The organism is Intrasporangium sp., from assembly GCF_032907665.1.
In the GTDB taxonomy this organism is placed as follows: Bacteria; Actinomycetota; Actinomycetes; order Actinomycetales; family Dermatophilaceae; genus Intrasporangium.
In genome coordinates, this window is sequence record NZ_JAJJPG010000003.1 from 27750 (window position 1) to 52811 (window position 25062).

Below are 25062 nucleotides of genomic sequence, written 5' to 3' on the forward strand. Positions count from 1 at the left end.
CTGTCGCGGCCCCCGACCGTGGCGGGTCCCGAGACCTCACCGGCAGCCGGGGTGGACGCACCGACGTCTCGGGGGGCCTTGTCGTCGAGCCCGCGGTCGTCGTCGGCCTCGTCGCCCGTGCCGTCAAGGCCGGCGAGGATCCTGCGGTGCTCGTCGACGGTCACCGTGTGCCCGAAGAGGTAGTCATAGCTCGGCGCTGCCCCCGAGTCGGTCGAGGCGCCCGGCTCAGCCTGCGGTGTGGGCTCCACAGCCGATGTCGTCTCCCGGGGCGCTGGTGGAGCCGGCTCGGGCGCGGGCTCCGCGGCCGACCCTGGGACGTCCTCGGCGGTGGGCGCCGCCGGTCGGGCTACCCAGGTCGACTCGAGGTCGACGGGGCCCGTGTGGGCAGCGGGAAGGTCGGCCGCCTCCGGTGCGGAAATCGGCGCAGCCCGTGCCGCCGCCGGCGCCGTGGCGGCGGCCGTCGAGACTGTTTCCCGTGTGGGTCCGGGCGCGGCGCGGCGCGGCGCCACCGCAGGCCCCGGACCCCAGGGACGCAGCGCAGCCCTCTCCGGAGCGACCCGCGGTGCCGCGGGACCCGCTGACGGTGAAGGTGTCGGTGCGGGGGTCGGCGGGGTCGCCGCAGCCGCCTCCGGCTCCGGCTCCTCGGGCCCGGTGGTCTCGTCTCCGGGTCGCACCCAGGTGCGCCCCCACGACGACGCCGGTGCGGCGCTCTCCTCCGGACGGGCCGTGCCGAAGGTGGGGAGACTGCGGGGAGCCGACTCCGACTCGGACGCCGACTCCGACGCCGACGCCAACTCCGACTCCGGCGAAGGCTCCTCCTGGACCGGTTCGGGCCGGTCCGTCACGGACGCCACCGGCGACGGGGACGGTGGTTCTGAGGAGTCGGGCGACGGGGAGGTCGCTGGCCGGTCCCGGGCATCGGTCGTGGTGGTCAGCGCAGCGACGACCGCCACACCGCCCGGCCCTGCGGTCAGGGTCGAGGGTGGAACGGGCTCCTCGCGCTCCTTCTCGTCGAGGACGAGGAGCTCGACGCGCTCCGGGTGCTGGTCGAGGAGGAGGTCGGTCCAGACCCGGGGGTTCGATGCCCTGACCTCGTGCTCCGTGCCGTCGGCCAACGTCAGCCTGACGGAGACCGGCCCGAAGGCGACGATCCGCGTCCGCGGCCCCCAGTGGACCCCGACGAAGTGGTGGGCCTTGCGCACCCCACCGGCGGTGAGCACGTCGATGACGTCGTCGAGCTCCCCGCCGTCGGCGGCGTCGCTCGCGGTGAGCGTGCGGTCGTCCTCCTCCTCGAGGGCGATGAGCAGGTGCATGCCGGGCCCACCGATATGGGTCCAGCCGTCGGGCGCGCGTTGGACGACGACGGACGGATCACTCACACCACGGACCTGCTCTCCCCTGTCGAGCCTTCACCCGCCGCCCTGTCGCCCGCCCCCTCGGTGGGGACCTTCGGATCGGCGGTGTGCTTCCCTGTCGGCTGCCGGCCCTCTGGCCCGCCCATCGCCTCGCGCGGAGCGGTGTCCTCGTCGACGCCGGCCTCGGACTCGTGACCTTGCAGCGTCACGACGATAGCAGTGACGTTGTCGCGCCCGCCCGCCTCCACGGCCCGGCGGACCAGCTCCCCGGCGGCCACCTCCGGGTCGTCGACGGCACGCACGACGTCCTCGATCTCCTCCGTCGGCAGCTCGTTGGACAGCCCGTCGGAGCAGATGACGAAGACCTCGCCGGGGTAGGGCGGGAAGACCCACGTGTCGACGGGGCCCATGGGGTCGCGGCCGAGCGAGCGGGTGATGACGTTGCGGCCCGGGTGACGCTGGGCCTGCTCAGCGGTGATGACGCCGCGCTCGACGAGCTCCTGGATCTCCGAGTGGTCGACGGTCACCTGCGAGAGGTGCCCGTCGATGAGCCGGTAGACCCTGGAGTCGCCGATGTTGAAGACGACCCAGTGCTGCGAGCCTCCTCCGGAGACGAGGGCGAGCCCGGCGACGGTCGTGCCCATCCCGGTCTGCTCCGGGTGGCGGGCGGCCGACTCGAGGATGCGGCGATTCGCCTCGCCCACCTGGTCGACGATGTCGTGCTGGTGCAGGACAGGGCGCTCGGCGAGCTCCATGAGCGCGTCCACCGCGATACCGCTCGCGACCTCACCCGCCGCGTGCCCACCCATGCCGTCGGCGACGACGAAGATCAGGCCCGCGGCCCGGGCGCTGTCCTCGTTGTGGCGGCGCACACGTCCGACGTCGGTGGCGACACCGAACGAGATCGCCGACTGGTCGACCGTCATGCGCCCGGGTTTCCTGCCGAGCTCGGCGCGGCCACTCCCGGACCACCCGTTGCCTCACCGGACCACGGGCGCACCCGGACCGACGCGAGGACGCCACGGATCAGCTCATAGTCCGCCTCGGCCGAAGGACCGCCGACCGATCCGCTCAGCTGGACGAGCCACGAGGCGGCGCCCTCACGTTCCGGGCGGACGACATGGAAGAGGTTGGCCTGGAGGATCGTCTCGACGTCTGCGTCCGGCCAGGTGGCATCACAGCCCACGAAGCGCGCGCCACCCAGCTCCGCGGCATACGGCTCACTGGCGGCTCCACCCCGCGACTCGGCAAGGGCAGCGATGCGTCCGACAGACTCCTCGTCGGCAGGCCCGGACCCACACGGCTCGATGCTGACGACGACGTTGGGCGCGAAGGCGTCCTCCCGCGGCTGCTTGGCAGCCAGGGCCGTGCCCGGCGCGTGCACGGGCAGCCAGCCGTCCGGGACCTCGATGGCCACGGAGGGCGGACCCGGGAAGTCCGTGCTCGGGTAGGCCAAGGTGCTCATCGGTGTCCTTTCGTCGCTCCGTGGCGGGCGGGGGCCGTGCCGTGGCCGGAGCAGCCCGCAAAGTCAATCAAAGACGCGGGTCCGTGTCAGGTCCGGACCCTGCGGCCCGGCTCCCCCCGCCCCGTCACAGGCCCGGACTCCCGCGACCGACGCCGAGCGACACGCTCCAACGTCACCCGAACAGCCCACCGATCGCACCGACGGGATCCTTGATCGCCGACCCGATGTCGTCGGCGACGTCACCGAGGCCGACGTCCTCGATGAACTCCTTCGGGTTGACGTCGACGCTGAAGCTCACCCCGCCACCGATGCCGATCGCCGCTCCCACGTCGACCTTGACCTTGACGCTCTCCGCGCTGAAGTTCGCGTCGACGTTGGCGTGTGCGCCGATCCCTGCGTAGACCTCGCCGCCGACCGTGCCGCCGACGCCGGCGATGTTCCCGCCGACCTCCCCGCCCGCCCTGACCCCGGCGAAGGCCTCGGCGCCCGCGCTCGTCCGGATGCCGTCCTTGCCGATCGCGACGGAGGCGTCTGCCTTCGCCTCGGCTCCGGCCATCGCGTTCGCGTTCGCGTGCGCCGCGAGGGGACCGTTGTCGTAGGCGACCCCCGCCTCCCCCTTGACGCCCACCATCGCCTCGGCATTGGCCTTCGCCGCCAATCCGTCCTTGCCGAGCGAGATGCTCGCGTCCGCCTTGCCCTCGGCGCCGACGTAGCCGCTCGCGTTGTACCTGCCGTGGTCGCCGAGGTTGCCCTCGACGCCGCCGCGGAGCAGGTAGGCGCCGGCCGTCCCACCGAGACCCGCCGCGAGCGCCCCGTCCTTGATGCCGAACTCGTGGTAGCCCGCGACCTCCGTGCCCGGGCCACCGCCGTAGGCCATCCGGACGGCGTGCTCCTCGTCGGTGACGTTGCCGTCCGCGTCGTAGTAGACCTTCTCGTAGTCGGTGTGGCCCTCGTGCTCGGTCCGCTCGAGCCAGTTGACGCCCTCGAGCCCCCGGTTGATCGCGGTGTCCGCTCCGGGGTGCCGGTTGGCGAAGGAGTTCTCGTCCTCGGAGTTGTCGGTGGGCAGCCAGGGCCGGTTGACGCTGCGCTCGGTCTCGCTGCGCCAGCCGGACTCGTGCTCGAGCTGCCGGTCGCGGTAGTCACCGGCGTGGGTGTAGCGGTCGTAGCGGACGCGGCCGTCCTCGCCCTCGGTGGCGTTCTCGTAGCTGTGGCGGCCGCCGTCGGCGGTGTGGTGGTAGCGGGTGCCCGACTCGTCGCCCATGCTGTCGGGCTGCTCCTGGGGCTCGCGCTCGAACGTGTGGCCCTTCGTCTGGGTCACGTCGTTCAGTCCACCACCGCCGCCGCCACCCGAGCCGCCGGACCCGACCCCGCCGCCGCCGCTCGCCTGCCCCGAGGCGGACCGCTGCGCGGCCACGTTGGCGTCGAGTCGTCGTGCCATGGAATCGAAGATGCCGTTGCAGGCGTGCAGGCCCGGGACGGCGGTGGCATTGAAGTGGCGCACGAGGGCACGCAGGTTGTCGCCGCCCCAGCTCGCCTCGATCGAGCGCATCGCGGCACGCGAGGTCGCCTCGATGCGAGTCAGCTCGCCCTGGAAGGCCTTGAGGGTGCTGGCGCTGCGAGCGAGAGCCTCGACGTCGGCGCCCTTGGAGAAGGTCGTCACTGCGCTCCCTCCTCGTCGAGCAGCGGCGTCGTGCCGGGTCCGGGCGTCACCCGCAGCCCGGCGATGACGGTGCCGAGCTCCGCGTAGTCCTCGCGGTGCCGCCTCGAACCGACCGTGCCGGTCACGGTGATCCGGACGAGCCCCCCGTCGACGTCGCGACGCAGGAAGCCGAAGAGGTTGCGCACGAGGAGCGTCCCCGCCTGGTCGTCGACGTAGCTGAGGTCGCGGCCGAAGAAGGTCACGCCGCCGACGTTGTGCGCCGTGACCTGGCCGGCCGTGCCCTGCGGACGCTCGGCCGCGAGCCGCTCCACGCCGTCGAGGTCGTAGCGCACCGTGTGATCGGCCGGCACCTCGTCGAGGGTCACCATGAGGTTGGCGCGGAACTCCCCGGCCGGCTCCGGCCGCATCGCGACGAGCGCAGCGCCGGCGAGGTCACCGACAGCGGGCACGGCCTCCCACCCCTCGGGCAGGTCGAGTCGGAGCGCGGGCCGGCCCGGGAACGTCGGGCTCGGATACGTCAACGTCGGCATGGGACCCCCTTCATCAGGGGCAGGCTAGAGCCTGCGCTCGACGGGCGCGATGGGGAGCGCTCCCCACCGTTCACGCGCGAGCCGGCCCAACGGCATACGGACACAGTCGGTGACGTATGCCGCTGGGCTCGCCCCGTGCCCAACGTCCCTCCCGCTGCTCGGCATCGAGCCGGTCAGGAGGGGTCGCGGTCAGCCCACCAGGCGAGCAGCATCTCCCGGGCGGCCTCCTTGCCGATCGGGCCCTCGTCGAGACGGACGGCGAGAAGGTACTTGTAGGCCTCGCCGAGCAGGGGTCCGGGACTGATCCCGAGGATCTCGGCGATCTCGTTGCCGTTCAGCTCCGGCCGGACCGAAGCCAGCTCCTCCTCAGCCGCCAGGCGCTCGATCCGCTGCTCGAGGTCGTCGTAGGCGCGGGACAGCCGCTGCGCCTTGCGGACGTTGCGGGTCGTGCTGTCCGATCGGGTCAGCCGGTGGAGGCGTTGCAGGTGGGGGCCGGCGTCGTTGACGTAGCGACGCACGGCGGAGTCGGTCCACTGGCCGTCGCCGTAGCCGTGGAAGCGCAGGTGCAGCTCGATGAGGCGGACGACGGCCTTGACGGTCTCCTTGTCGTAGCGCATCGCCTTGAGCCGCTTGCTCGCCATCCTGGCGCCGACGAGCTCGTGGTGGTGGAACGACACGGCACCCCCGGGCTCGAAGCGGCGCGTCGCCGGCTTGCCGATGTCGTGGAGCAGCGCGGCGAGACGGAGCACGAGATCGGGCCCCGGGACCTGCTCGTCGGGCGCGCCGGGCGGACCTTCGAGCGCCATCGCCTGCTCGAGAACGGTGAGGGAGTGGTCGTAGACGTCCTTGTGACGATGGTGCTCGTCCACCTCGAGACGCAGCGCCGGCAGCTCGGGGAGGAAGACGTCGGCGAGCCCGGTGTCGACGAGCAGGGCGAGCCCGGGCCGCGGCGAGCCGGACAGGAGCAGCTTGGTGAACTCGTCACGGATCCGCTCCGCCGAGACGATGACGAGGGACGAGGCATTCTCGGTCATCGCCCGCCGGACGTCCGGCGCGACGTCGAAGCCGAGCTGGGACGCGAAGCGTGCCGCTCTCATCATTCGCAGCGGGTCGTCGGCGAAGGACTCCTCCGGCGTCGCCGGCGTCCGCAACCGGCGGGCGGCGAGGTCCGCCAGGCCACCGTGGAGATCGACGAACTCCAGACTCGGCAGCCGGATCGCCATGGCGTTGACGGTGAAGTCGCGGCGGACGAGATCGCCCTCGAGGCTGTCGCCGAACATCACCTCGGGCTTGCGACTCGCGCGGTCGTAGGTGTCGGCACGGTAGGTCGTGATCTCGATGTGGTGCTCGCCCCTGCGCAGGCCGATGGTGCCGAACTCGCGACCGATGTCCCAGTGCGCGTCGGCCCACCCCTGGACGGCGGCGAGGATCTCGTCGGGGCTGGCGTCCGTCGTGAAGTCGAGGTCCGGTGAGACCCGGCCGAGGAAGGCGTCGCGGACCGGCCCTCCGACGAGCGCGATCTCGTGGCCCGCCTGTGCGAACCGCTCGCCGAGCCCCTGCAGCAGTGGGAGCACCGGGGCCAGCTGGGCCACCGCGCCACGGAGCAGAGGCAGGTGCGTGGGGTCGGGGGTGGTCGCGGTGGGACGGTCGGGCACGGGGACCAGCCTAGGTGAGCGAGCGAGGCCCACTGGTCGCCACCGCCCTCGGCCGCAACACGCCCGGCTCTGGGCAAGCTGCTGGCGAAATATCCGTGGGTGGTCGGGGACCACCGGGCGTGTTGCTCGGGGGGTGTGCGTGCTGCTCGCGCACGGGGCGCGAAACAGGTCCCTTGGTTATGGTGGCGACATGACCGCGCAAGCCGCCCCGAGCTCCCAGCCGGGGAGGCGCTTGCCCGCGGTCGAGGAGCGTTCTGCGGGAGGCATCGTCGTCGATATCCAGGACGGGTGCGCCCTCATCGCGATCATCGCGCGGCGCAACCGCGCGGGGCGGATCGAGTGGTGCCTGCCCAAGGGTCACGTCGAGCCCGGGGAGACCCTCGTCGAGACCGCCGCACGAGAGGTGGCCGAGGAGACCGGCATCGTGGGGCGGGTTCTCATCGAGCTGGGCACGATCGACTACTGGTTCGCGACGTCGACGAAGCGGGTCCACAAGTACGTCCACCACTACCTGCTCGAGGCCCTCGGCGGCGAGCTGTCCATCGAGAACGACCCCGACCGGGAAGCCATCGACGTCGCCTGGATGCGCCTCGACGAGGTCCACCGTCGGCTCACCTTCCCCAATGAGCGACGCATCGCACAGGCGGCGTGGAGCCGGCTGGCAGGCACGGCGTGACCCCGAACCGGCCATGGCGCGCCGCCCTCCGGACGGTGGCCCTGACGACTCTGCTCGTCCTGACGGGACACCCCGCCCTCGCGTCCGCGAGTGAGCCGGACCCAGCCCGCCCGGGCCGGGACGACCCTGCCCCCGTACAGGGACCCCTCGTGACCCCCGACGACGACAGGGCCATCCTCACACTGACGGAGGTGTCCCCCACCGTGCTCGACGGCCGGGGCGAGACCCGGATCACCGGGTCGCTCACGGCTCCCACGTCCGGGCCGCTCGTCGGGGCGCGCATCGAGGTCGTCCTCGGCTCGCGGAGTCTCACGGTGCGGGGCGACATCGACCGCTGGGCCAAGGGCACCGGAAAGGCCACGGGTCGCGTCGTCGTCGAGACCGACGCTGAGCCGTCCGAGGTGCCGGCTGGGCAGACGGTTCCCTTCAGCATCGACCTCGAGGAGTGGCGGGTCGGCACGGACGCGGCCTTCGCCGCCCTGCCGATCGCCCTGGAGGTCTACGAGCGCGGCGCGTCGACCCCGATCGGGACGACGCGGACCTTCCTCTCGTGGAACTCCCGCGTGGAGTTCGTCCCGCTCCAGATCGCCCTGGCCGTGCCAGTGACCCTCCAGCCTGACCTCAAGCTCTTCTCCAACGACGAGAAGGTGAGGCGGCAGGCGTGGACCAACGCCATCGGCCCGGGGTCCCGGGTCGACCGGATCGTCGAGGGGACGAGCGGGAGCCATGCCACGCTGGCCATCGACCCCTCGGTGCTCGTCGCCGGGCCGGACGAGCTCACCGGGACGCCCCCGGGAGGCACGTCCACGACGCCCCCCACCACCGCTCCCCCGACCGAGGGGCCGGACGGCTCCGACTCCGATGCGACGGTCGGGCCGCCGACCGCGGCGACAACGGCGGCGACGACCCCGGCCACGCCGTCACCGGCGGACACACCCACGTCCGCACCGGCCGACCCCTCGGGTGCGGAGGGCGGCCGGTCCTCGCCCCTCGTCGACCGTCTCGTCTCCAGCCTGCGGGGTCGCAGTCTCGTCTCCCTGCCCTACGCCGACGCCGATGTCGCCGCCACCGGCGACATCGACCCCGACAACCCCGTCGTCCGCGCCCTCGTGGCACGGGCCACGGCGGTCGGCGCGCGGATCGGGGAGCCGGTGCGCGGGGACATCGCCTGGCCCGCCGACGGGCTCTTCCCCGCCGGACGCGACGACGACGTGCAGTCGCTCTGGTCGACCTCGGCGACGAAGCAGGCGGCCGGGATCATCGTCGACCAGCGCGCCATCACCGCTCCCTCTCCGTACACCCCCACGGCGCGTCGGGTATCCGCCAACGGCACGCGGCTGCTCGGCTACGACCGGCGACTGTCCGCGCTGCTGCCGAAGCGATCGGACCCGTCGCCGACGCTGTCGACGCAGCGCTTCCTCGCGGAGACCCTCGTGCTCCTCGGCGAGCTCCCGGGAATCGAGAGGTCCGTGCTCGTCGCAGCACCACGTGGCTACGACCCTGACCCCGACGCCCTGTCCGCCTTCCTCCGTGCGACCACCGACTCGATCGCCTGGCTCGACCCCGTCGATCTCGACGCCCTGCTCACCGACGACGGCGGTGACCAGGCCCGCGTCGCCGAGCAGCCCGCCAAGCCACCCGGGTCGGCCGCACCCAAGCCGACCCTGAGCGAGTTCCGGCTCAGTCAGCTCGCGGAGCAACGCCACACTCTCGACGCCGTCGCGACGGTGGTCCAGGACGGAGTCGCGTTCGAGCGGACCTACGGCGAGCTCCTCGACGAGCTCGCGAGCGTGCGCTGGCGCTACCGGCCGGCGGCCTGGGGCCAGCTCAACAACTCCGTCACCAAGGACGTCCGGAATGCCACGTCGGCGATCAGGGTCGTGCCGCGACGCATCAACTTCCTCGCGGAGAACGGGACGTTGCGCATCACCTTGGAGAACGGGCTCGGCTACGCCGTCGACGACCTCCGCCTCGTCGTCACCCCACTGAACCCTCGCCTCCAGATCGTCGAGCAACCAGGCCCCGTGAGCATCTCCGCCGGCCCCGGCGCCCGGAGCAACGTCTCCGTGCCTGTCCACGCGGTCGCGGCCGGGAGAGCCGACATCCTCGCCTACCTCACGACGGCCGATGGGACGAGGATCGGGTCCGAGGCCCGCATCCCCGTCTCAGCCAACCCGCTCGACTCCACCTTCTACTGGATCGGCGGCGTCCTGGCCGGGCTCGTGCTCCTGGCCGGCGTCATCCGCACGGTCCTCAAGGGCACCTCACGCATCGACGACATCGGTGACCTCGACGCCATCGCTGAGCGCGACGAAGCCGCGCTGGGCCGGATCCGCGACTGACGCGCCATAGTATGAAGCAGGACCGCAGTCGGCTCCGTGGTCGGGACAGGTCCTGACCACGGAGGACCATGCCGGCTCGGCCCACCATTTCTCGCCCGCGACTCGACGACGGCCCGCTCCGGCGGGTCATCGACCAACCGACGTCACAGCCAGCACAGCCACCAGCACGCAGCACAACCACAGCTCAGGACCACAACTCACGCAGGAAGGGGTGACGCAGGTGCACGGGATCGGACCGGGAACAGTGCTCGGGGGCCGCTATGCCGTGACCCTGCGCACGTCCGAGGGTCCCAACCACGAGCGATGGCGGGCCACCGACCACACCCTCGACCGCGAGGTCGTGCTCGTGTGCTTCCCGGCGGCCTCGTCGGTGGCGCCCGCGGCACTCGACGCGGCCCGCCGGGCAGCCGGCATCGAGGACCCACGGCTGGTCCGCGTCCTCGACGTGGGAGCCGACGCGGACATTGCCTTCATCGTCGAGGAGCCGCTCACCGGCGCCATGCCGATCTCCCACCTGCTCCAGGTCGGGGGCCTCCCCGCCGAGGAGGTTCGCCGTCTCGTCGGTGAGGCGGCCAGCGCTCTCGAGAAGGCGCGGCACCGGGGCCTGCACCACCTGGGCCTCACTCCGTCGTCCGTGCTGCGGATGCCCGACGGTGACGTCAAGGTCCGGGGACTCGCCACCGACGCTGCGCTCAGCGACGCCGAACGGGCATCGGACCGGGACGCCTCCCGGATCGATGCCATCGGCCTGGTCAAGCTCATCTACGCCGGCCTCACCGCGCGGTGGCCGGCCGGCTCCGCAGGCGCGGGCAAGCCCCGCCCCGTGGGGCTCGAGCCCGCGCCGATCGTCGTCGGCGGCGTGGCGGCCCCGTCCGAGATCGCGGTGGGGATCCCCAATGATCTCGACCTCATCTGCCGGATGACCCTCAACGACGACCGCGGCCCCTTGTCGCCCGGAGATCTGGCGCTCCAGATCGCTCCGTGGCCCTCGGAGCCGCCGACGAGCGATGGCGCCAGCGGGATTCGGCTCCCCGCCAGCCGCTCTGAGATCGAGCCGACCCAGGTTGCCCCCGGAATCGCACCGCGCTACTCCCCCGAGGGGCGCACGAGCGGCGACCTCTACGCCCGGCTTTCCGGGCGGTCCCCGGGCCGGGCAGGAGGGGCCGCCGGTGAGTCGGGCGGCGCCAAGGGCGCCGCTGCTGCTGCAGGCGCGGGGGCAGCAGCCGCAGCGGGGGCAGCCGGGTCATCGGCTCCGGGGGCCGCACCCGCCGCCGGGGCCGGGGTCGCCGGCACGTTGGGCGACCGAGTCGGCTCCTTCGCCCGCGCGGCGGCCGACAAGGCGGCGGCCAGGGCCGCGGAGCGCCGCGTCGGCCACCACGAGCGCTTCGAGGGGGAGGACATCGCCCTCGACGAGGCTCTCGAGGAGCCCCCGACGGGCCAGTTCGAGTCGCCGCTGCCGGTGTTCGGCGGCACGCCTGAGCGACCCACCGGAGCCCAGTCCCGCATTGCGCTGGCCATCGTCGGGGCGCTCGTCATCATCGCGCTGGCGATCGGCATCAACAACGTCGCCAAGATCGGCGACTCGGACAGTCCCGCCGAGGCGCGGCCGACGGTCACGGTGACCCGGACCCGCGCGACCCCGACAACGACCGGCACGACGACCCAGCAGCCGTCCCCGACGAAGACCACGCCGTCGCCGCCCCCGGACGAGCCCGTGAGCATCGTCGGTGGCGTGAGCTTCGACCCGCAGGACGACGGCGAGGAGAGCCCCCGGCTGGTGCCACTCGCCTTTGACGGCGACCCGGACACCGCCTGGAAGTCCCGGTGGTACGGCACCGACACCTACAACCGGAGCAAGGAGGGCGTCGGACTCGTCCTTGACCTCAGCGCCCCGACCGTGGTGCGCGAGGTGGAGCTGACCCTGCCGGCTGCGCAGGACGTCACCGTCTTCCTCACCGACGATGCAGAGCTCGAGGGCGCCCAGGAGATCGGCAAGGTCCGGGACACGAGCGGCACGGTCACCATCAAGGCCCCTTCCGGCATCGAGCCGGGGACGAAGGTCATCGTCTGGGTCACCCGTCCCGCGCCGGACGAGGCACCCGACCACCACCGGGCCCAGATCGCCGAAGTGGTGGTGCGCTGAGTCGTGGGCCCCGCCGCCTCCGTCCCCTTCACTGACCTCAGCGACCGGGACCTGCTCGCACTGCACGTCGCCGGCGACGACCACGCCTTCGGGGAGCTCTTCCGCCGGCACAAGGACCGCATGTGGGCTGTCGCCCTGCGCACCTGCCGCGACCCGGAGGTCGCCGCCGACGCCGTTCAGGACGGCTTCATCTCGGCGTTCCGGCGGGCGGGCTCGTTCCGCGGGGACGCTGCGGTGACCACGTGGCTGCATCGGATCATCGTCAATGCGTGCCTCGACCGCCTGCGGCGGCGCCGACCGACGGCCGAGCTGCCCGACCACGAGCTGCCCGACCGGCACGACCACCACGCATCCACCGAGGTGCGTCTCGACATCGAGGAGGCCCTCGCGCGTCTACCCGAGGGCCAGCGGGCTGCGCTGGTCCTCGTCGACATGCACGCGGTCCCGGTTGCCGAGGCCGCCGAGATCCTCGGCGTGGCCGAGGGGACGATCAAGTCGCGGTGCGCCCGCGGGCGCGCCGCCCTGGCCGAGCACCTCGGTCTCACCGCGGACGGGCGATCGGGGTCCGGCCGGTGAGCGCGACTCCGTCCGGTGAGACGGCAGGTCAGCGCACGACACCGGCCGCCGAGAAATCGCTCGACCACCATGGAACCAACCGCCGACCCCGCACGTCGTAGCACGAGGTCGGTCCCATGACCGGGGGACACGGGCCGGACCCGACCGTGACGCACACCGAAGGAAGACCGTGGACCAACCCGGGCAGACCCCTGGAGCCGGAGACGAGATCGATCCCGTGGTGCAGGCGCGCATCCGTGAGCTGCTCGCGGCTGCGCCGGACCCCGGGCCCATGCCCGAGCACGTGACCCAACGCATCGAGACCCTCCTCTCGGACGAGGTCGCCCTTCGCGTCGACCCGGGCCCCCTGGCCCGGACCGGACACGCTCTGACCGGACCGGACCACAGAGGGCCGAACCGGACAGGACAGGACCAGTCAGGACAGGTCGGCGCCGGCCAGGGCCCGGCCGACCCGGACCACGCCGTTCTCGCACCGCTCATCCGCCAGCGGCAACGCCCACGCCCCCTCTTCGCGGTCGCAGCCGTGGCGGCAGCAGCGGCCGTGGTGGCCGTCGGGGGTTCGGCGCTGCACCTCAACAAGGGCACGAACGGGACGCCATCCCTCGGGGACGCCAACGCGATCGTGGCGACCCCGAGGCCGCCGACGCTGACCCCGACGGGCTCCCCTGCCCAGTCGTCCACCACGGCCGGCCCCATCGCCCCACCGGTTGGGCCCACGAATCCCAGTCTCCACATCCAGCTCTCGTCGACGAACTACACCGCCGCCGACCTGCCGCTTCAGGCCAGGGCGATGCTCACGAACCCTGGCCCACCGGTCCAGGTGCTCGCCGCGGAGGCACCGACCCTCGGCCCCATTGCGACGGAGGTGGGGCTCGAGGACTGCCTCGGCGCCCACTCGCTCCCGACCGATGTCCCGGTTCATGTGGACATCGCCACCTACGAGGGACGGCCGGCCGCGATCATCGTGGTCACCGACGGCGGCCGGAGCACGGTGCGTGTCGTGGAACGTACGTGCTCGACCGGCAATCCGGCGCCCCTCACCCAGGCCACTCCCGTCCCGTGAGACCCACGTCACCCCGCCCGTGTCGTATGCCGCTGAGGAGCCTTCCGCGTGGTGGCGCGTCCCAGCCCGCATCGGAATACGGGAGACCTAGGATCGGTTGAGGCAGACAGCACCGCCCTGCCCGATCAGGCCCCCTGCGGTGCGCCACCCTGTTCGAGGAGCACGCTCGTCATGTCCGATGTCCGCAACGTCATCATCGTCGGTTCGGGTCCCGCTGGCTACACGGCAGCCGTGTACGCCGCGCGGGCGAATCTTCACCCCCTCGTCTTCGAGGGTGCGGTCACGGCCGGCGGCGCGCTGATGAACACGACCGAGGTCGAGAACTTCCCGGGCTTCCGCGACGGCATCATGGGCCCCGAGCTGATGGAGCAGATGCGGGCCCAGGCCGAGCGCTTCGGCGCCGAGCTGGTCACCGACGACGTGACCGCCATCGACCTGACCGGTGACATCAAGACGGTCACCGACGGCTCCGGCACGACGTACTCGGCCAAGGCCGTCATCCTCGCGATGGGGTCCGCCTACCGCGAGCTCGGACTGCCGAACGAGAAGGAGCTGTCCGGACACGGCGTCTCGTGGTGCGCCACCTGTGACGGGTTCTTCTTCCGTGACCAGGACATCGCCGTCGTCGGCGGCGGCGACTCCGCGATCGAGGAGGCGACCTTCCTGACGAAGTTCGCCCGGTCGGTCACCATCATCCACCGCCGCGACGAGCTGCGAGCCAGCAAGATCATGGCCGACCGAGCCCTGGCCAACGAGAAGATCACCTTCGCGTGGAACAGCGAGGTCGCGGAGATCCACGGTGACGGCAAGCTCACCGGCCTGACCCTGCGCGACACCGTCACCGGTGAGACTCGCGAGCTCGCGGTGACCGGCCTGTTCGTCGCGATCGGGCACGACCCGCGCAGCGAGCTGGTCAAGGGCCTCGTTGACCTCGACGAGAACGGTTACGTCCTCGCCGGTCAGGACGCCACCGGCCGCGAGACGCACACCAACCTGCCCGGCGTCTTCGCGTGCGGTGACCTCGTCGACCACATCTACCGCCAGGCCATCACCGCCGCCGGCTCCGGCTGCGCCGCCGCCCTCGACGCCGAGCACTACCTCGCCTCCCTCGGCGACGACCCCGAGATCGTCGACACGACGGCTCCCCCGAGCGACGAGGACGAGCCCGTCGGCGCCACCGCGTAGGGTCGTCGCACCCACCAAGCCCGCAGTACCCCACAGCCAGCCCAGCGGCATACGACACGACAGGGAGACCACCCGATGGCACTCAAGCACACAACGGACGCCAGCTTCGCCGACGATGTCCTCATGAGCGAGAAGCCCGTGCTCGTCGACTTCTGGGCGGAGTGGTGCGGCCCGTGCCGCAAGGTCGCGCCGATCCTCGAGGAGATCAACGAGCAGTACGGCGACAAGATCGAGGTCGTCAAGCTCGACACCGACGCCAACATGGACACGGCAGCCCGCTACGGGGTCGTCTCCATCCCGACGCTCAACGTCTTCGTCAAGGGCCAGGTGGTCAAGAGCATCGTCGGCGCGCACCCGAAGCCGAAGCTGCTTCGCGAGCTCGAGGAGTTCATCTCCTGATCCGGTAGCCGTGCGTGAAGACAGCTGGAAGGGGTGGTCCGCGGGTCGCGGTGCCGCCCCTTCGGCGTACTACAGTGCACAGGGTCCCCGAGCCCGAAGGAGCCCCGTGACGCCACAGCCGATCGTCGTGCTGCGCCGAGGAGACTCCGGGTCAGCGGTCGCCGACGTCTGCGATCGGCTCCTCGTCACCGGCGACCTGCCAGCGACCTGGACCGGTCGCTCCGGCCTTCGGGACGCCGTCGTCTTCGACGAGCTGGTCGAGGAGGCGGTCAAGTCGTTCCAGCAGCGCCGGGGGCTGCTCGTCGACGGCGTCGTGGGCCGGTCGACGTACTCCGTCCTCGACGGTGCTCGCTGGGCTCTCGGCGACCGGGTGCTGCGCTACCTGCCCGACCACTTCCTGGAGGGCGACGACGTGGCGCAGCTGCAGGGTCGCCTCGCCGACCTGGGCTTCACGCCCGGGAAGGTCGACGGGATCCACGGTCCCGCGACGGACTCGGCGCTCCGTGGCTTCCAGGCAGGGGTCGGCCTCCCTCCGGACGGGATACTCGGGCCCGAGACGATGCATGCCTTCGACGCCCTGCGGCGGTCCGTGACGGGAGGGTCGGCCAATGCGCTCCGGGAGCGCGAGCAGCTGCGCCGGGGTGGCTACAGCCTCAGTGGCCGGGTCGTCGTCCTCGACCCCGGGCATGGTGGCGGTGACCCGGGTGCCAGCGGCCACGGCCTCACCGAGGCAGACCTCGTCCTCGACCTCGCGCGGCGCATCGAAGGGCGGCTGACCGCACACGGCGTCGAGGTCGTCTTCACCCGCACCGGAGGACCGGGCGGTGAGGAGGCCGACCGATCGGCCTTCGCCAACTCGCTCGATGCCGACCTCGTCCTCTCGATCCACACCGACCACTCCGCGACCGCGGCCGCCCACGGAGCAGCAACCTTCTTCTACGGCCAGGATGGCCAAGACGGCCAGACCGGCCAGACCGAGGAACGCGCGCGCGGAGCCGTCCATGAGGTGGCGTCCGGTCGGGGCGGCTGGTCCGTGATCGGCGAGCAGTTCGCCGACCTGCTCCTCCGTGAGGTCGTCGCCCGCACCGGGCTCACCGACTGCCGCAGCCACCCGCGCAACTGGGCGCTGCTCCGGCGCACGCGCATGCCTGCTGTGCGGCTCGATGTCGGCTACCTCAGCCATCCGGCGGATGCAGCGGCGCTGTCCGACCCGCACACCCTCGACGCCATCGCGGAGGGAGCCGTCGTCGCGCTGCAGCGCCTCTACCTCGGCGACGCCGACATCGCCGAGACGGGGATGCTCAAGCTCACCGACCTCCGCCGCCACCTCGAGTCGCTGCAGGCCGCAGGGACGCGTTCGGCGCGGCTCACGGGCGGTGGGCCGTCCGAGCCGGAGTGACCCCGTCCGGCCGAGTGTCCGGCACGGGCCGGAGGCCCGGTACCTTCGCCAGGACCTTGCGGACCGCGGCGGCCGCCTCCTCGCGGACCGTCACGACGGTTCGCAGGTCGAGCCGCAGCCGCGGATAGACCGGGTGGTCTCGCGTCACCCGGAAGCCGACGTTCTCGAGGAAGGCCGCCTCGAGCACGCAGGGATGCCGGCTCACCGCCAACGGGCGCGCCGCGATGACATCGATCGCTCGGACCCGGTGGCGGAGCGCCTCCTTGACGGCCGCCTGCACGAGCACCTTGCGCAGGCCCCGGCCCTGCTGGTCCGCGTTGACGCGCACCGTGAGGAGCATGAGCGTCGACGGGTCGGACGGTGCCGTCGGGAAGGCGGCCAGCCGCGGCACGTGCCGCGCCGGCGCGAGCAGGACATTGCCGGCCGGCATGCCGTCGACGTAGGCGATGCGACCGGGCGGACCCCAGTCCGCCGTGACCTCGTGGACCCAGTCGCGCAGGACCTCCTCCGGCGCCCGGGCAAGGACGTGGCCGTTGTGGGGCACCGTCTGCCAGAAGGTGCAGAGGGCAAAATCGCCGGCGAGGTCGGGGACGCGGTCGACGGTCAACGGACGCAGGTCACGCACGGCGCGGCTCCTGCCCTCGGGGGCTCATGGCCCCATTCTCTCCCGGCCCGACGACCGCGTCTCCTCACCCCCGCTCCCCCGCCCCTCCCGACCCGGCCACGCGCGGTGATCGTCGGCGCGGGGAAACCCGGCCCAGCGGCATACGGAACCTATCGTGGGGGCATGACCGAGCAGGGCAGCTACGTCGAGCCGACCTACGAGCGGGACACCCGCTACCTCACGACGCGGATCACCACCGACGGGCGAGACGGGTGGCCGGTCGAGCCCGGGCGGTACCGCCTCATCGTGTCGCGGGCGTGCCCGTGGGCCAACCGGGCGATCATCGTGCGTCGACTGCTCGGACTCGAGGACGCGCTGCCGATGGGGATCTGCGGACCGGTGCACGACAAGCGCAGCTGGACCTTCGACCTCGACCCCGGTGGCCTCGACCCCGTCCTGCGCATTCCCCGGCTCCAGGACGCGTACGTCCGGCGCGACCCGGAGTACTCCCGTGGGATCACCGTCCCCGCCATCGTCGACATCCCCTCCGGCGCCGTCGTCACGAACGACTTCGCCCAGCTGACCCTCGACCTGTCGACTCAGTGGCGTGAGCACCACCGGGAGGGGGCACCGGACCTGTATCCCGAGCGGTGGCGGGCCGAGATCGACGAGATGGCGCAGGTGAACTACACCGAGGTCAACAACGGCGTCTACCGCTGCGGCTTCGCCGGGACCCAGCAGGCCTACGACACCGCCTACGACCGGCTGTGGCGACGGCTCGACTGGCTCGAGGACCACCTCGCCACGCGCCGCTACCTCGTCGGCGAGCACCTCACCGAGGCAGACGTCCGGCTGTTCACGACGCTCGTCCGGTTCGATCCCGTCTACCACGGCCACTTCAAGTGCAACCGGGCCAAGCTCGTCGAGCTGCCGAACCTCTGGGCCTACGCCCGGGACCTCTTCCAGACGGCGGGCTTCGGCGACACGATCGACTTCACCCACATCAAGACGCACTACTACGTCGTCCACCGCGACATCAATCCCACGGGCATCGTCCCCGGCGGCCCCGACCTCTCGAGCTGGGCCTCGGAGCACGGGCGAGAGGCCCTCGGCGGGTCGCCGTTCGGCGACGGGACCCCGCCGGGGCCGGCGCGTGAGATGGTTCCGCCGGAGCACAACCCGGCGCTGGCCCTTCTCGACTGACCTCGGAATGCCGCTGAGTTCCCTTGCAGGACAACGAAATTGGCGTTCCCGGTGCCTTGTTCCTCGGGACGAGGTCAGCCGGCCAGGGCGACAGACCTCGGGTCGGGCAGGGGCAGCACTTGGTGGGGCTGGGCAGGTCAGGTCTGGTCGGGTCAGGTCTGGGCCCGTCTGGTCACGTCAGTCACTGGACGGCCCGGCGGGTGAAGTCGGCGAGGACGGGCGCGAGCGTCGCGGCGGGGACCTCGTGGAAACCGCCCTCGAGCTCCCGATACTCGCCGTTGGGCAATGTGTCGGCGACGGCCCGCGCCGCCGCGGGAAGGAAGGGCATCGCGGTGCCGGTGCTGCTCACCGCGAGGACCGGCGTCGTGGTGGAGGTGAGCCGCTCGGTCGGCAGGGCCGAGTCGGGGCCCATGCAGAGCCCGTCGTAGCGGACCGTGTAGGTGAGCGCGAGCAGGGAGTCCCACATGGGAGTGCCCCGCATGCCGTCGAGCATCTCCTCGGGGAGTCCCACGGCGCGGGTGTGGAAGTAGCGGAGGATGCCCTCGCGGTCGCCCGCGGCCTCGAGTTCCTCCAGCGTCTCGATGTAGCGCTCCGGCCACGGCGGTGCCCCCTCGACCCGGTAGGGCGGCTCGAGGACGGAGGCAGTCGTGATCGGGGCGCCGGCGGCGACGGCCTCGAGGACGAGCGCTCCCCCGGATGAGATGCCGTGGGCGTGGGCGGGCTGGTTCGGCCCCCCTGCTGCGGTGATGACGGCGGTGAGGTCCTCGATCTCGCGCCGGACTGCGTAGGGCTTCGTGTCTCCGCTGGACCCGCGTCCGCGTCGGTCGTAGGCCACGCCGGTGAGTCCGTGCTCGGCGAGGGTCTGCGCGAGCTCCCGGCCGGCACTCCGGTCGTTGAACGCTCCGCCGACGACGACGGCTACCGGACCGGCGCCGTAGGTCTCGTAGGCGATGGGCGTGCCGTCGACAGATGCGGTGGTCTGGATCGCTTCGGTACTGGTCATGTCTGCTCCTGGTGAAGGGTGGGCGTGCAAGGTGACACCCCTGAGTCGACCGGAGGCCGGCAACTTCGACACTCGACTGCCGAGAGAGGTCAGCGCTTCGTCGAGAGCGCAGCGCGGCGCTCTGCCTCGGGGAGCGTAGCCACGTACTCGACGACGGCCTCGTTCAGTGCCGGCCAGGTCTTGTGCTGCTCCACCGGAACGACGGTGCCGACGACCTGGTCGGCGTGGACCTCGATGAGGTTCCAGGACTGAGGGCCGTCGACCCCCATGAGCAGCTCCCGCGGTGCACCCGCGTCGTCGACGTAGCTCACCCCACCCGCAACGAAGACCGGGATCGTGCCCAGCGTCCCGAAGGTCGTCACGTGAAGGTGACCGCTCAGGATCGCCCGGACGTCGGAACCCTCGAGCACCGCCCGGAGGCGCTCCACGTCGTCGAAGTCGAGCAGCTGCATGAGCGGGGACCGGTAGGTCACGGGTGGATGGTGCATGACCAGGATCGTGCCGTGCTCGGCGGGCGCGGCGAGCTCGTTTGCCAGCCAGTCGTATTGGGCATCGGACAGGCCGCCGTGGTGGAAGCCGGGAAGCGCGGTGTCGACGTCGATGAGGCGCAGCCCGCGCACCATGGTGACCGTGTCCTGGGGCTCGTCGGTGTCCACGCCATAGAGCTCTCGCGCCAGCGCCCCCCTCTCGTCGTGGTTGCCACCCGTCATGATGGTCGGCACACCGAGACGGGCGGCCACCGGCTCGAGGAGCTCTCGCAGCAGGGCATAGGCCTCGGGGTCGCCGAACTCCGTGAGGTCGCCGGACAGGACGAGGGCATCGAATCGCTCGCCTGACTGCTCGATCCGCTCGAGAACCTTGCGCAGCTGCGCGCGCGTGTCGATGTGGCCGTGGAGCAGGCCGTCGCCGGCGATGAGGTGCATGTCGCTCAGGTGGGCGATGACGTGGGTCGGTGCTGGGCGGCTCCCCGTGAAGACCATGTGCAGAGCGTATGCCGCTGGGCCGATTCCGGCGTACCGGTTTCCCCGCGCACGGCGTAGCGTGTGCGGTCAGCATGGCCCCGTCAATCCCGCCATGAGGAGGAGCCTCTCCATGCCGATCCCCCACGTCATCACTCGGCTCAACAAGCACGTCTTCAACAAGGGGTTGGTGCGCCTCGCCGGCCACGGGCCGTTCGTCGAGCTCGAGCATGTCGGGCGACGGTCGGGTTCGGTGTATCACGTCCCGCTCCTGGCGTTCCGTGACGGCGACCGCGTCACCCTCGCGCTGACCTACGGCCCCGACGTCGACTGGCTCAAGAACCTCCGGGCCGCCCAGGGTGGCCGCATGCACCTGCGGCGCAGTCTCGTCGTGCTCGGCGCACCGCGCCACCTACCCACGGCCGAGGGTCTGCGCCGGATGCCGCTGGGCCCGCGACAGATTCTGCCGTTGACCGGTACCACCGACTTCGTCGAGCTCGAGGTCCTCTCGGAGAGCCCCTTCACCGGGTGGTGAAGCACCGGGTGGTGAGGATCACCGCTTCCGACGACGCTGGCAGCCCGGACACCAGTAGAGGGTTCGGCCGCCGATGACCTGCTCTCGAACGCGTCGACCACAGCGGTCGCACGCCTCGCCGGTGCGCTGGTAGGTGTGGAAGCGTCGCTCGAAGTGGTCCCCCAGCCGCTCCCCCGTCAGCCGCTCCGTCACGGCGAGCGAGGACCCGTCGGCGACCATCTCGGCTGCGGCGTCCACCTGGTCCTGCATGGTGAGGATCTGCGAGAAGGCCATCCCGAGCGGGAGGAGGGTGACGAGGTCGTCCCAGACCTCGTCCCAGAGCCGTCGCCCGAGGTCTCGTCCGGGGGTGAAGGGGTCGATCCGATGTCGGAAGAGCACCTCGCACCGATAGACGTTCCCGACTCCCGCCACGACCGACTGGTCAAGCAAGAGCTCGGCAATCGCCTTGCGGCTCTTCGTGATCCGCTCCCAGGCCCGGCCGGCTCCGTCGCCCGCGCGATCCGGTGGGTGAAGCGGGTCGGGGCCCAGCTTCTCGAGGGTCATGCGGCGAGTGGCGTCATCGACGAGAGCGCAGATCATCGGCCCGCGCAGCTCAGCCACGTGGTCTGCACCTTCGATCCGAAGCCGCGCCGGCGACGTGGCTCGCGCCTCGTCAGCGCGTGGTTTCACGTGAAACGACCCGATGAGGCCGAGATGGACGTGGAGGACGATGTCGTCGAAATCGACGAAGAGGTGCTTTCCTCGGGCCGATGCCGCCTCGAGGATCCGCCCGTCGATGAGCGCGGCATCAGCGGCGAACCGGCCCTGCGGACTCGAGACGGCTACCGGTCGTCGCCCAAGGGTTCGGTTGAGCCGGGCCGCCAAGGCGTGGATCGTGTGGCCCTCGGGCACGTCAGAAGCGCGATTCGAGGCCCATGATCCCGAGGATCCGCTTCAGGTCCTCCATCGAGGCGAACTCGACCGTGATCTTTCCCCTGCGCTGCCCGAGGGAGATGTTGACCCGGGTCTCCAGGTGGTCGGAGAGTCCCGCCGTGAAGTCGTCGAGCTGCGGGTGCCTGGTGCCGGCGCGGGGTCGGCGCGGCTTCGGAGGGGCATCCCCGTCGCCCAGGGACACCAGCTCCTCGACCGTCCGCACAGACATGCCCTCGGCAACGACGCGCTGGGCCATCCGCTCCATGGCGGCGCCGTCGGACAGGCTCAGCAGCGCCCGCGCGTGACCGGCGCTGAGGACGCCGGCAGCAACTCGTCGTTGCACGAGAGGCGGGAGCTTGAGCAGTCGGAGGGTGTTGGAGATCTGCGGCCGGGACCGGCCGATCCGCTGGGCGAGCTCCTCGTGCGAACAGCCGAAATCGTCGAGCAGCTGCTGGTAGGCGGCTGCCTCCTCGAGCGGGTTGAGCTGGCTGCGGTGGAGGTTCTCGAGGAGCGCGTCACGCAGGAGGGCATCATCCTGTGTGTCCTTGATGATGGCTGGGATCGTCGCCAGCTCGGCTTCCTGGGTGGCGCGCAACCGACGCTCGCCCATGATGAGCTCGTACTGCTTGCCCTCGGCCTCACCGAGCTGGTCCTGCGGTATCCGGCGCACCACGACGGGTTGGAGCACCCCGATCTCCCGGATCGAGTGGACGAGCTCTGCCATGTCGTCCTCGTCGAAGACCGAACGGGGCTGCTTCGGATTCGGTCGGATGAGGTCGATGTCGACCTCGGCGAACTGCGCACCGGGGACCGGCGCCAGACCTGAGGCACCCTCGCCCTCGCCGGGTTGGGTCGCGTTGGACTGCCCGCCGCCGGCCGACTGCCCGTTGGCCGAGCCTTCCGCTCTTGGGGTCGACTCGCCGGAGGTCCCGGATCCCGCCACGCCGGAGCCATCGGTCGCGCCGTCGGGTCGGTCCATCTCCTGCGTCGGCTTCCGTTCCGCGAAGAGGACGTCGACCGGCCGGCCTCCGCTGGACGGTGCGCTCGGGATGAGAGCTCCCAGTCCGCGCCCCAGAGCCCGTCGCTTCTCCGCCATGTCAGCACCCCTCAACATCATCGTCGCGACCCTCGCGCGCGGCCAGTCTAGGTGACGGCGGAGGCGGACCGGAGCAACCTCCCCCCGCACGGGCACCGTGTCGTTGACCGGTTTCACGTGAAACCTTGAGGTGTCGCCCTTCGTCGATTGGGCGCGGACGGTTTCCCATCGACCTGCTGGCCGGTGCGATGAACTTCGCTGCCTCCGACCGGTGGCCACCAGGTTTCACGTGAAACCCCGGTGCCGCGCGCCACCCAGTGCTCACGGCCTGACGACCGGCTGGCTCCCCGGTCTCGAGTGTCGGTCCTGTCGGTCCTGTCGGGCCTGCCCTGTCAGATGTTGCCGGCCGCCCCACGGTCCGCGATCTCTCCCGCGGCTTCCAAGTAGGCCAGGGCTCCGCTGCTCGTCGGGTCGTACGTCATGACGGTCTCGCCGAAGCTGGGCGCCTCCGAGACGCGCACGGACCTGGGGACGGTCGTGCGGAGCACCTGCTCCGGGAAGTGCTCTCGAACCTCATCCGCGACCTGCGCCGAGAGCCGGGTTCTCCCGTCATACATCGTGAGCAGGATCGTCGAGACGTGCAGCGGCGGATTGAGGTGCGCCCTGACGAGCTCGATGTTCTTGAGGAGCTGGGACAGACCCTCGAGGGCGTAGTACTCACATTGGATCGGGATGAACACCTCGGACGCCGCAACCATCGCGTTGACCGTGAGCAGGCCGAGACTGGGCGGGCAGTCGATGAGGATGTAGTCGAACTCGTGCCCGGTCTCGTCGGCCGCGACGATCGCCTTCTGGAGACGGGACTCGCGGGCCACCAGTGAGACGAGCTCGATCTCTGCTCCCGCCAGATCGATCGTCGCCGGTGCGCAGAAGAGACCCTCCACAGTGGTGCACGGCTGCACAACGTCGAGCAGCGGCTCACCGTCGACGAGCACGTCATAGATCGAGGGGACCTCGGCGTGATGATCGATGCCGAGGGCGGTGCTCGCATTGCCTTGCGGGTCGAGATCGATGACCAGGACCTTGAGACCGGACTGCGCCATGGCAGCGGCGACATTCACGGTCGTCGTGGTCTTGCCGACCCCGCCCTTCTGGTTGGCAACAGTCAGCACGCGGCTCTGCACGGGTTTGGGGAACGGGCGACCCGTGAGCTGGATCCGCCGCCGGACGTTCTCAGCGACAGCCTGCTCGTCCTCGATGGAGCCCATCGAGAAGGCGTGCCCTTGGGACTCCGTTTCACGTGAAACCACCCCCGACACCGCCGTCACCGCTCCGTCATCCACACCGTTTTCCCCAGCGTCCCCCGGGGGGTATTCGTGCGGAGCAGGGGCTGAATGAGTGTCGATGTCCACATCCTTGTCCACAGGCGTCGCGCCGCCACCGGCGCCCGTCCATGAGGTGGTCGACTCAGCCAGCGAGCTGGGCGGAGGGACCGGATCCGGTCGATCGACAACGCCGGCGGGGCCCACTGGGCTGTGAGACAGCTCGTCCGTTCCATCCGCGACCACGGTGGACCGTGGCTCAATCCCGTCGGTCGGGTCAGGACTACCCACAGCAGGCTGCGACTCAGCCGTGGAGCCAGCGCTGGGGGGGAGGCCTGCCTCGGCCGGCTCAGGCTCCCAGCCAGGGACTCCCGCGGGGAAGTCCCCCCTCCTCTCGTCGCTGACGACCTCCGCCGAGCCCGCCTCCGGCCGGTCGGAGCCGATAGCGGATCCGGTGTCCACCGGGTCGGCGTCGTCCGTCGACTCGTGAGTCATTCCGTGCTCCGTCCCCGAAGCCGTCCCTGGACCGGCCGACCCCGCGGACGTGAAGTAGATGTCCGCGCCGATCGCGCGGGTGTCCGCGGGCCGCGGTTCCGGGCGAGGCCCGGAGCGCAGTGCCTCACCGAAGCCCGATCGGTGAGGTGCGGGCGCCGAGCCGCTGGAGTGCGGCTGACTCGAGGCGAGCACGGACGTATCCCTGCCCGTTTCGGACGTTGCGCTTGCGTCTGGCGAGTCGGCCCGGGTCCCGCCGCCGTCGGCGGCACCGGCCTGCGACCCCGTAGCGCCGGGGATGGGGGCATAGCCCGGTCCCTGGCCTTCGCTCGGCGCCTCGACCGGGTGTGCCGTGGGGGCGGGCGATACCTCCGCGCCTCGTGGCGCGCCCGTGGTCCCTATGGCCTCGGCGCCGGGAACGGCGAACGGGGAATCAGTGCGACCCCCTGGAGCGATCTCGGGCCGAGTGCCCGCCACCACGGTTGGCGCCCCGACACCGTCCCTCCCAACCCCGACGGGGTCGACACCCACCGGGTCGACACCCACCG

At 71.5% G+C, this 25062-nt stretch carries 21 protein-coding genes and 1 pseudogene; 10 read left to right on the forward strand and 12 right to left on the reverse strand.

Translation table 11 applies throughout. From position 1 onward, the window contains the following. The 6 genes and pseudogenes from LOY02_RS00835 to LOY02_RS00860 all read right to left on the reverse strand — a co-directional run. Positions 1 to 1379: pseudogene (locus LOY02_RS00835) on the reverse strand (hypothetical protein); the annotation flags it as partial. Further along, positions 1376 to 2281 carry a PP2C family serine/threonine-protein phosphatase gene (locus LOY02_RS00840; RefSeq protein ID WP_317180417.1) on the reverse strand — a complete coding sequence of 302 codons (906 nt, stop codon included), beginning with the start codon at positions 2279 to 2281 and terminating at the stop codon, positions 1376 to 1378. The pseudogene LOY02_RS00835 and the gene LOY02_RS00840, both read right to left, overlap by 4 nt. After that, complete coding sequence (locus LOY02_RS00845) at positions 2278 to 2820, reverse strand: hypothetical protein (protein WP_317180418.1); 543 nt, start codon at positions 2818 to 2820, stop codon at positions 2278 to 2280. The genes LOY02_RS00840 and LOY02_RS00845 overlap by 4 nt, the downstream gene beginning before the upstream one ends. A 172-nt stretch (positions 2821 to 2992) precedes the next feature. Next, positions 2993 to 4480, reverse strand: coding sequence for a hypothetical protein (locus tag LOY02_RS00850; RefSeq protein WP_317180419.1), 1488 nt, complete (start codon positions 4478 to 4480; stop codon positions 2993 to 2995). Beyond that, positions 4477 to 5010: a hypothetical protein gene (locus tag LOY02_RS00855; RefSeq protein WP_317180420.1), complete on the reverse strand. Its 534-nt coding sequence runs from the start codon at positions 5008 to 5010 to the stop codon at positions 4477 to 4479. Before LOY02_RS00855 ends, LOY02_RS00850 begins: the two co-directional genes overlap by 4 nt. A 173-nt stretch (positions 5011 to 5183) precedes the next feature. Continuing rightward, positions 5184 to 6665: a CCA tRNA nucleotidyltransferase gene (locus LOY02_RS00860; protein ID WP_410505894.1), complete on the reverse strand. Its 1482-nt coding sequence runs from the start codon at positions 6663 to 6665 to the stop codon at positions 5184 to 5186. 190 nt (positions 6666 to 6855) lie between these two features. Between LOY02_RS00860 and LOY02_RS00865 the strand changes: the two genes are divergently transcribed. The 8 genes from LOY02_RS00865 to LOY02_RS00900 all read left to right on the forward strand — a co-directional run bounded on the left by LOY02_RS00865 (position 6856) and on the right by LOY02_RS00900 (position 16448). Next, positions 6856 to 7341: an NUDIX hydrolase gene (locus LOY02_RS00865; RefSeq protein ID WP_317180421.1), complete on the forward strand. Its 486-nt coding sequence runs from the start codon at positions 6856 to 6858 to the stop codon at positions 7339 to 7341. Positions 7342 to 7376: 35 nt separating this feature from the next. After that, positions 7377 to 9683: a DUF6049 family protein gene (locus tag LOY02_RS00870; RefSeq protein WP_317180422.1), complete on the forward strand. Its 2307-nt coding sequence runs from the start codon at positions 7377 to 7379 to the stop codon at positions 9681 to 9683. Between the two features lie 211 nt (positions 9684 to 9894). After that, positions 9895 to 11826, forward strand: a complete 1932-nt coding sequence (locus LOY02_RS00875; protein ID WP_317180423.1) for a hypothetical protein — start codon at positions 9895 to 9897, stop codon at positions 11824 to 11826. A 3-nt stretch (positions 11827 to 11829) separates the two neighbouring features. After that, on the forward strand, positions 11830 to 12402 hold the full coding sequence (gene sigM, locus LOY02_RS00880) for an RNA polymerase sigma factor SigM (protein ID WP_317180424.1): 573 nt from the start codon (positions 11830 to 11832) through the stop codon (positions 12400 to 12402). A gap of 169 nt (positions 12403 to 12571) precedes the next feature. Then, complete coding sequence (locus tag LOY02_RS00885; protein ID WP_317180425.1) at positions 12572 to 13465, forward strand: hypothetical protein; 894 nt, start codon at positions 12572 to 12574, stop codon at positions 13463 to 13465. A gap of 171 nt (positions 13466 to 13636) precedes the next feature. Beyond that, positions 13637 to 14650: a thioredoxin-disulfide reductase gene (trxB, locus tag LOY02_RS00890; RefSeq protein ID WP_317180426.1), complete on the forward strand. Its 1014-nt coding sequence runs from the start codon at positions 13637 to 13639 to the stop codon at positions 14648 to 14650. Between the two features lie 75 nt (positions 14651 to 14725). Beyond that, a complete protein-coding gene (trxA, locus tag LOY02_RS00895) occupies positions 14726 to 15049 on the forward strand; it encodes a thioredoxin (RefSeq protein ID WP_317180427.1) in 324 nt (107 codons plus the stop codon). 106 nt (positions 15050 to 15155) lie between these two features. Then, positions 15156 to 16448, forward strand: coding sequence for an N-acetylmuramoyl-L-alanine amidase (locus LOY02_RS00900; RefSeq protein ID WP_317180428.1), 1293 nt, complete (start codon positions 15156 to 15158; stop codon positions 16446 to 16448). On the opposite strand, the gene LOY02_RS00905 is transcribed toward LOY02_RS00900, so the two are convergent. After that, positions 16417 to 17073 carry an N-acetyltransferase gene (locus tag LOY02_RS00905; protein ID WP_317180429.1) on the reverse strand — a complete coding sequence of 219 codons (657 nt, stop codon included), beginning with the start codon at positions 17071 to 17073 and terminating at the stop codon, positions 16417 to 16419. The two genes, LOY02_RS00900 and LOY02_RS00905, sit on opposite strands and share 32 nt — an antisense overlap. 162 nt (positions 17074 to 17235) lie before the next feature. Between LOY02_RS00905 and LOY02_RS00910 the strand changes: the two genes are divergently transcribed. After that, positions 17236 to 18255: a glutathione S-transferase family protein gene (locus LOY02_RS00910; protein ID WP_317180430.1), complete on the forward strand. Its 1020-nt coding sequence runs from the start codon at positions 17236 to 17238 to the stop codon at positions 18253 to 18255. 181 nt (positions 18256 to 18436) lie between these two features. Here the strand turns inward: LOY02_RS00910 and LOY02_RS00915 are convergent, their stop codons facing one another. Beyond that, a complete protein-coding gene (locus tag LOY02_RS00915) occupies positions 18437 to 19258 on the reverse strand; it encodes an alpha/beta fold hydrolase (RefSeq protein WP_317180431.1) in 822 nt (273 codons plus the stop codon). 89 nt (positions 19259 to 19347) lie between these two features. Next, the gene (locus LOY02_RS00920; protein WP_317180432.1) at positions 19348 to 20238 is read right to left on the reverse strand and encodes a metallophosphoesterase; all 891 of its coding nucleotides are present in this window, start codon (positions 20236 to 20238) and stop codon (positions 19348 to 19350) included. Between the two features lie 112 nt (positions 20239 to 20350). On the opposite strand from LOY02_RS00920, the gene LOY02_RS00925 reads away from it, so the two are divergent. Then, complete coding sequence (locus tag LOY02_RS00925; protein WP_317180433.1) at positions 20351 to 20752, forward strand: nitroreductase family deazaflavin-dependent oxidoreductase; 402 nt, start codon at positions 20351 to 20353, stop codon at positions 20750 to 20752. 18 nt (positions 20753 to 20770) lie between these two features. On the opposite strand, the gene LOY02_RS00930 is transcribed toward LOY02_RS00925, so the two are convergent. The 3 genes from LOY02_RS00930 to LOY02_RS00940 form a co-directional block, all read right to left on the reverse strand. Then, a complete protein-coding gene (locus LOY02_RS00930) occupies positions 20771 to 21643 on the reverse strand; it encodes an Fpg/Nei family DNA glycosylase (RefSeq protein WP_317180434.1) in 873 nt (290 codons plus the stop codon). A 1-nt stretch (position 21644) separates the two neighbouring features. Next, entirely contained in the window at positions 21645 to 22760 is a 1116-nt protein-coding gene (locus LOY02_RS00935) for a ParB/RepB/Spo0J family partition protein (RefSeq protein WP_317180435.1), read from the reverse strand. Positions 22761 to 23092: 332 nt separating this feature from the next. Beyond that, positions 23093 to 24043, reverse strand: coding sequence for a ParA family protein (locus tag LOY02_RS00940; protein WP_410505895.1), 951 nt, complete (start codon positions 24041 to 24043; stop codon positions 23093 to 23095). Between the last annotated feature and the right edge of the window lie 1019 nt (positions 24044 to 25062).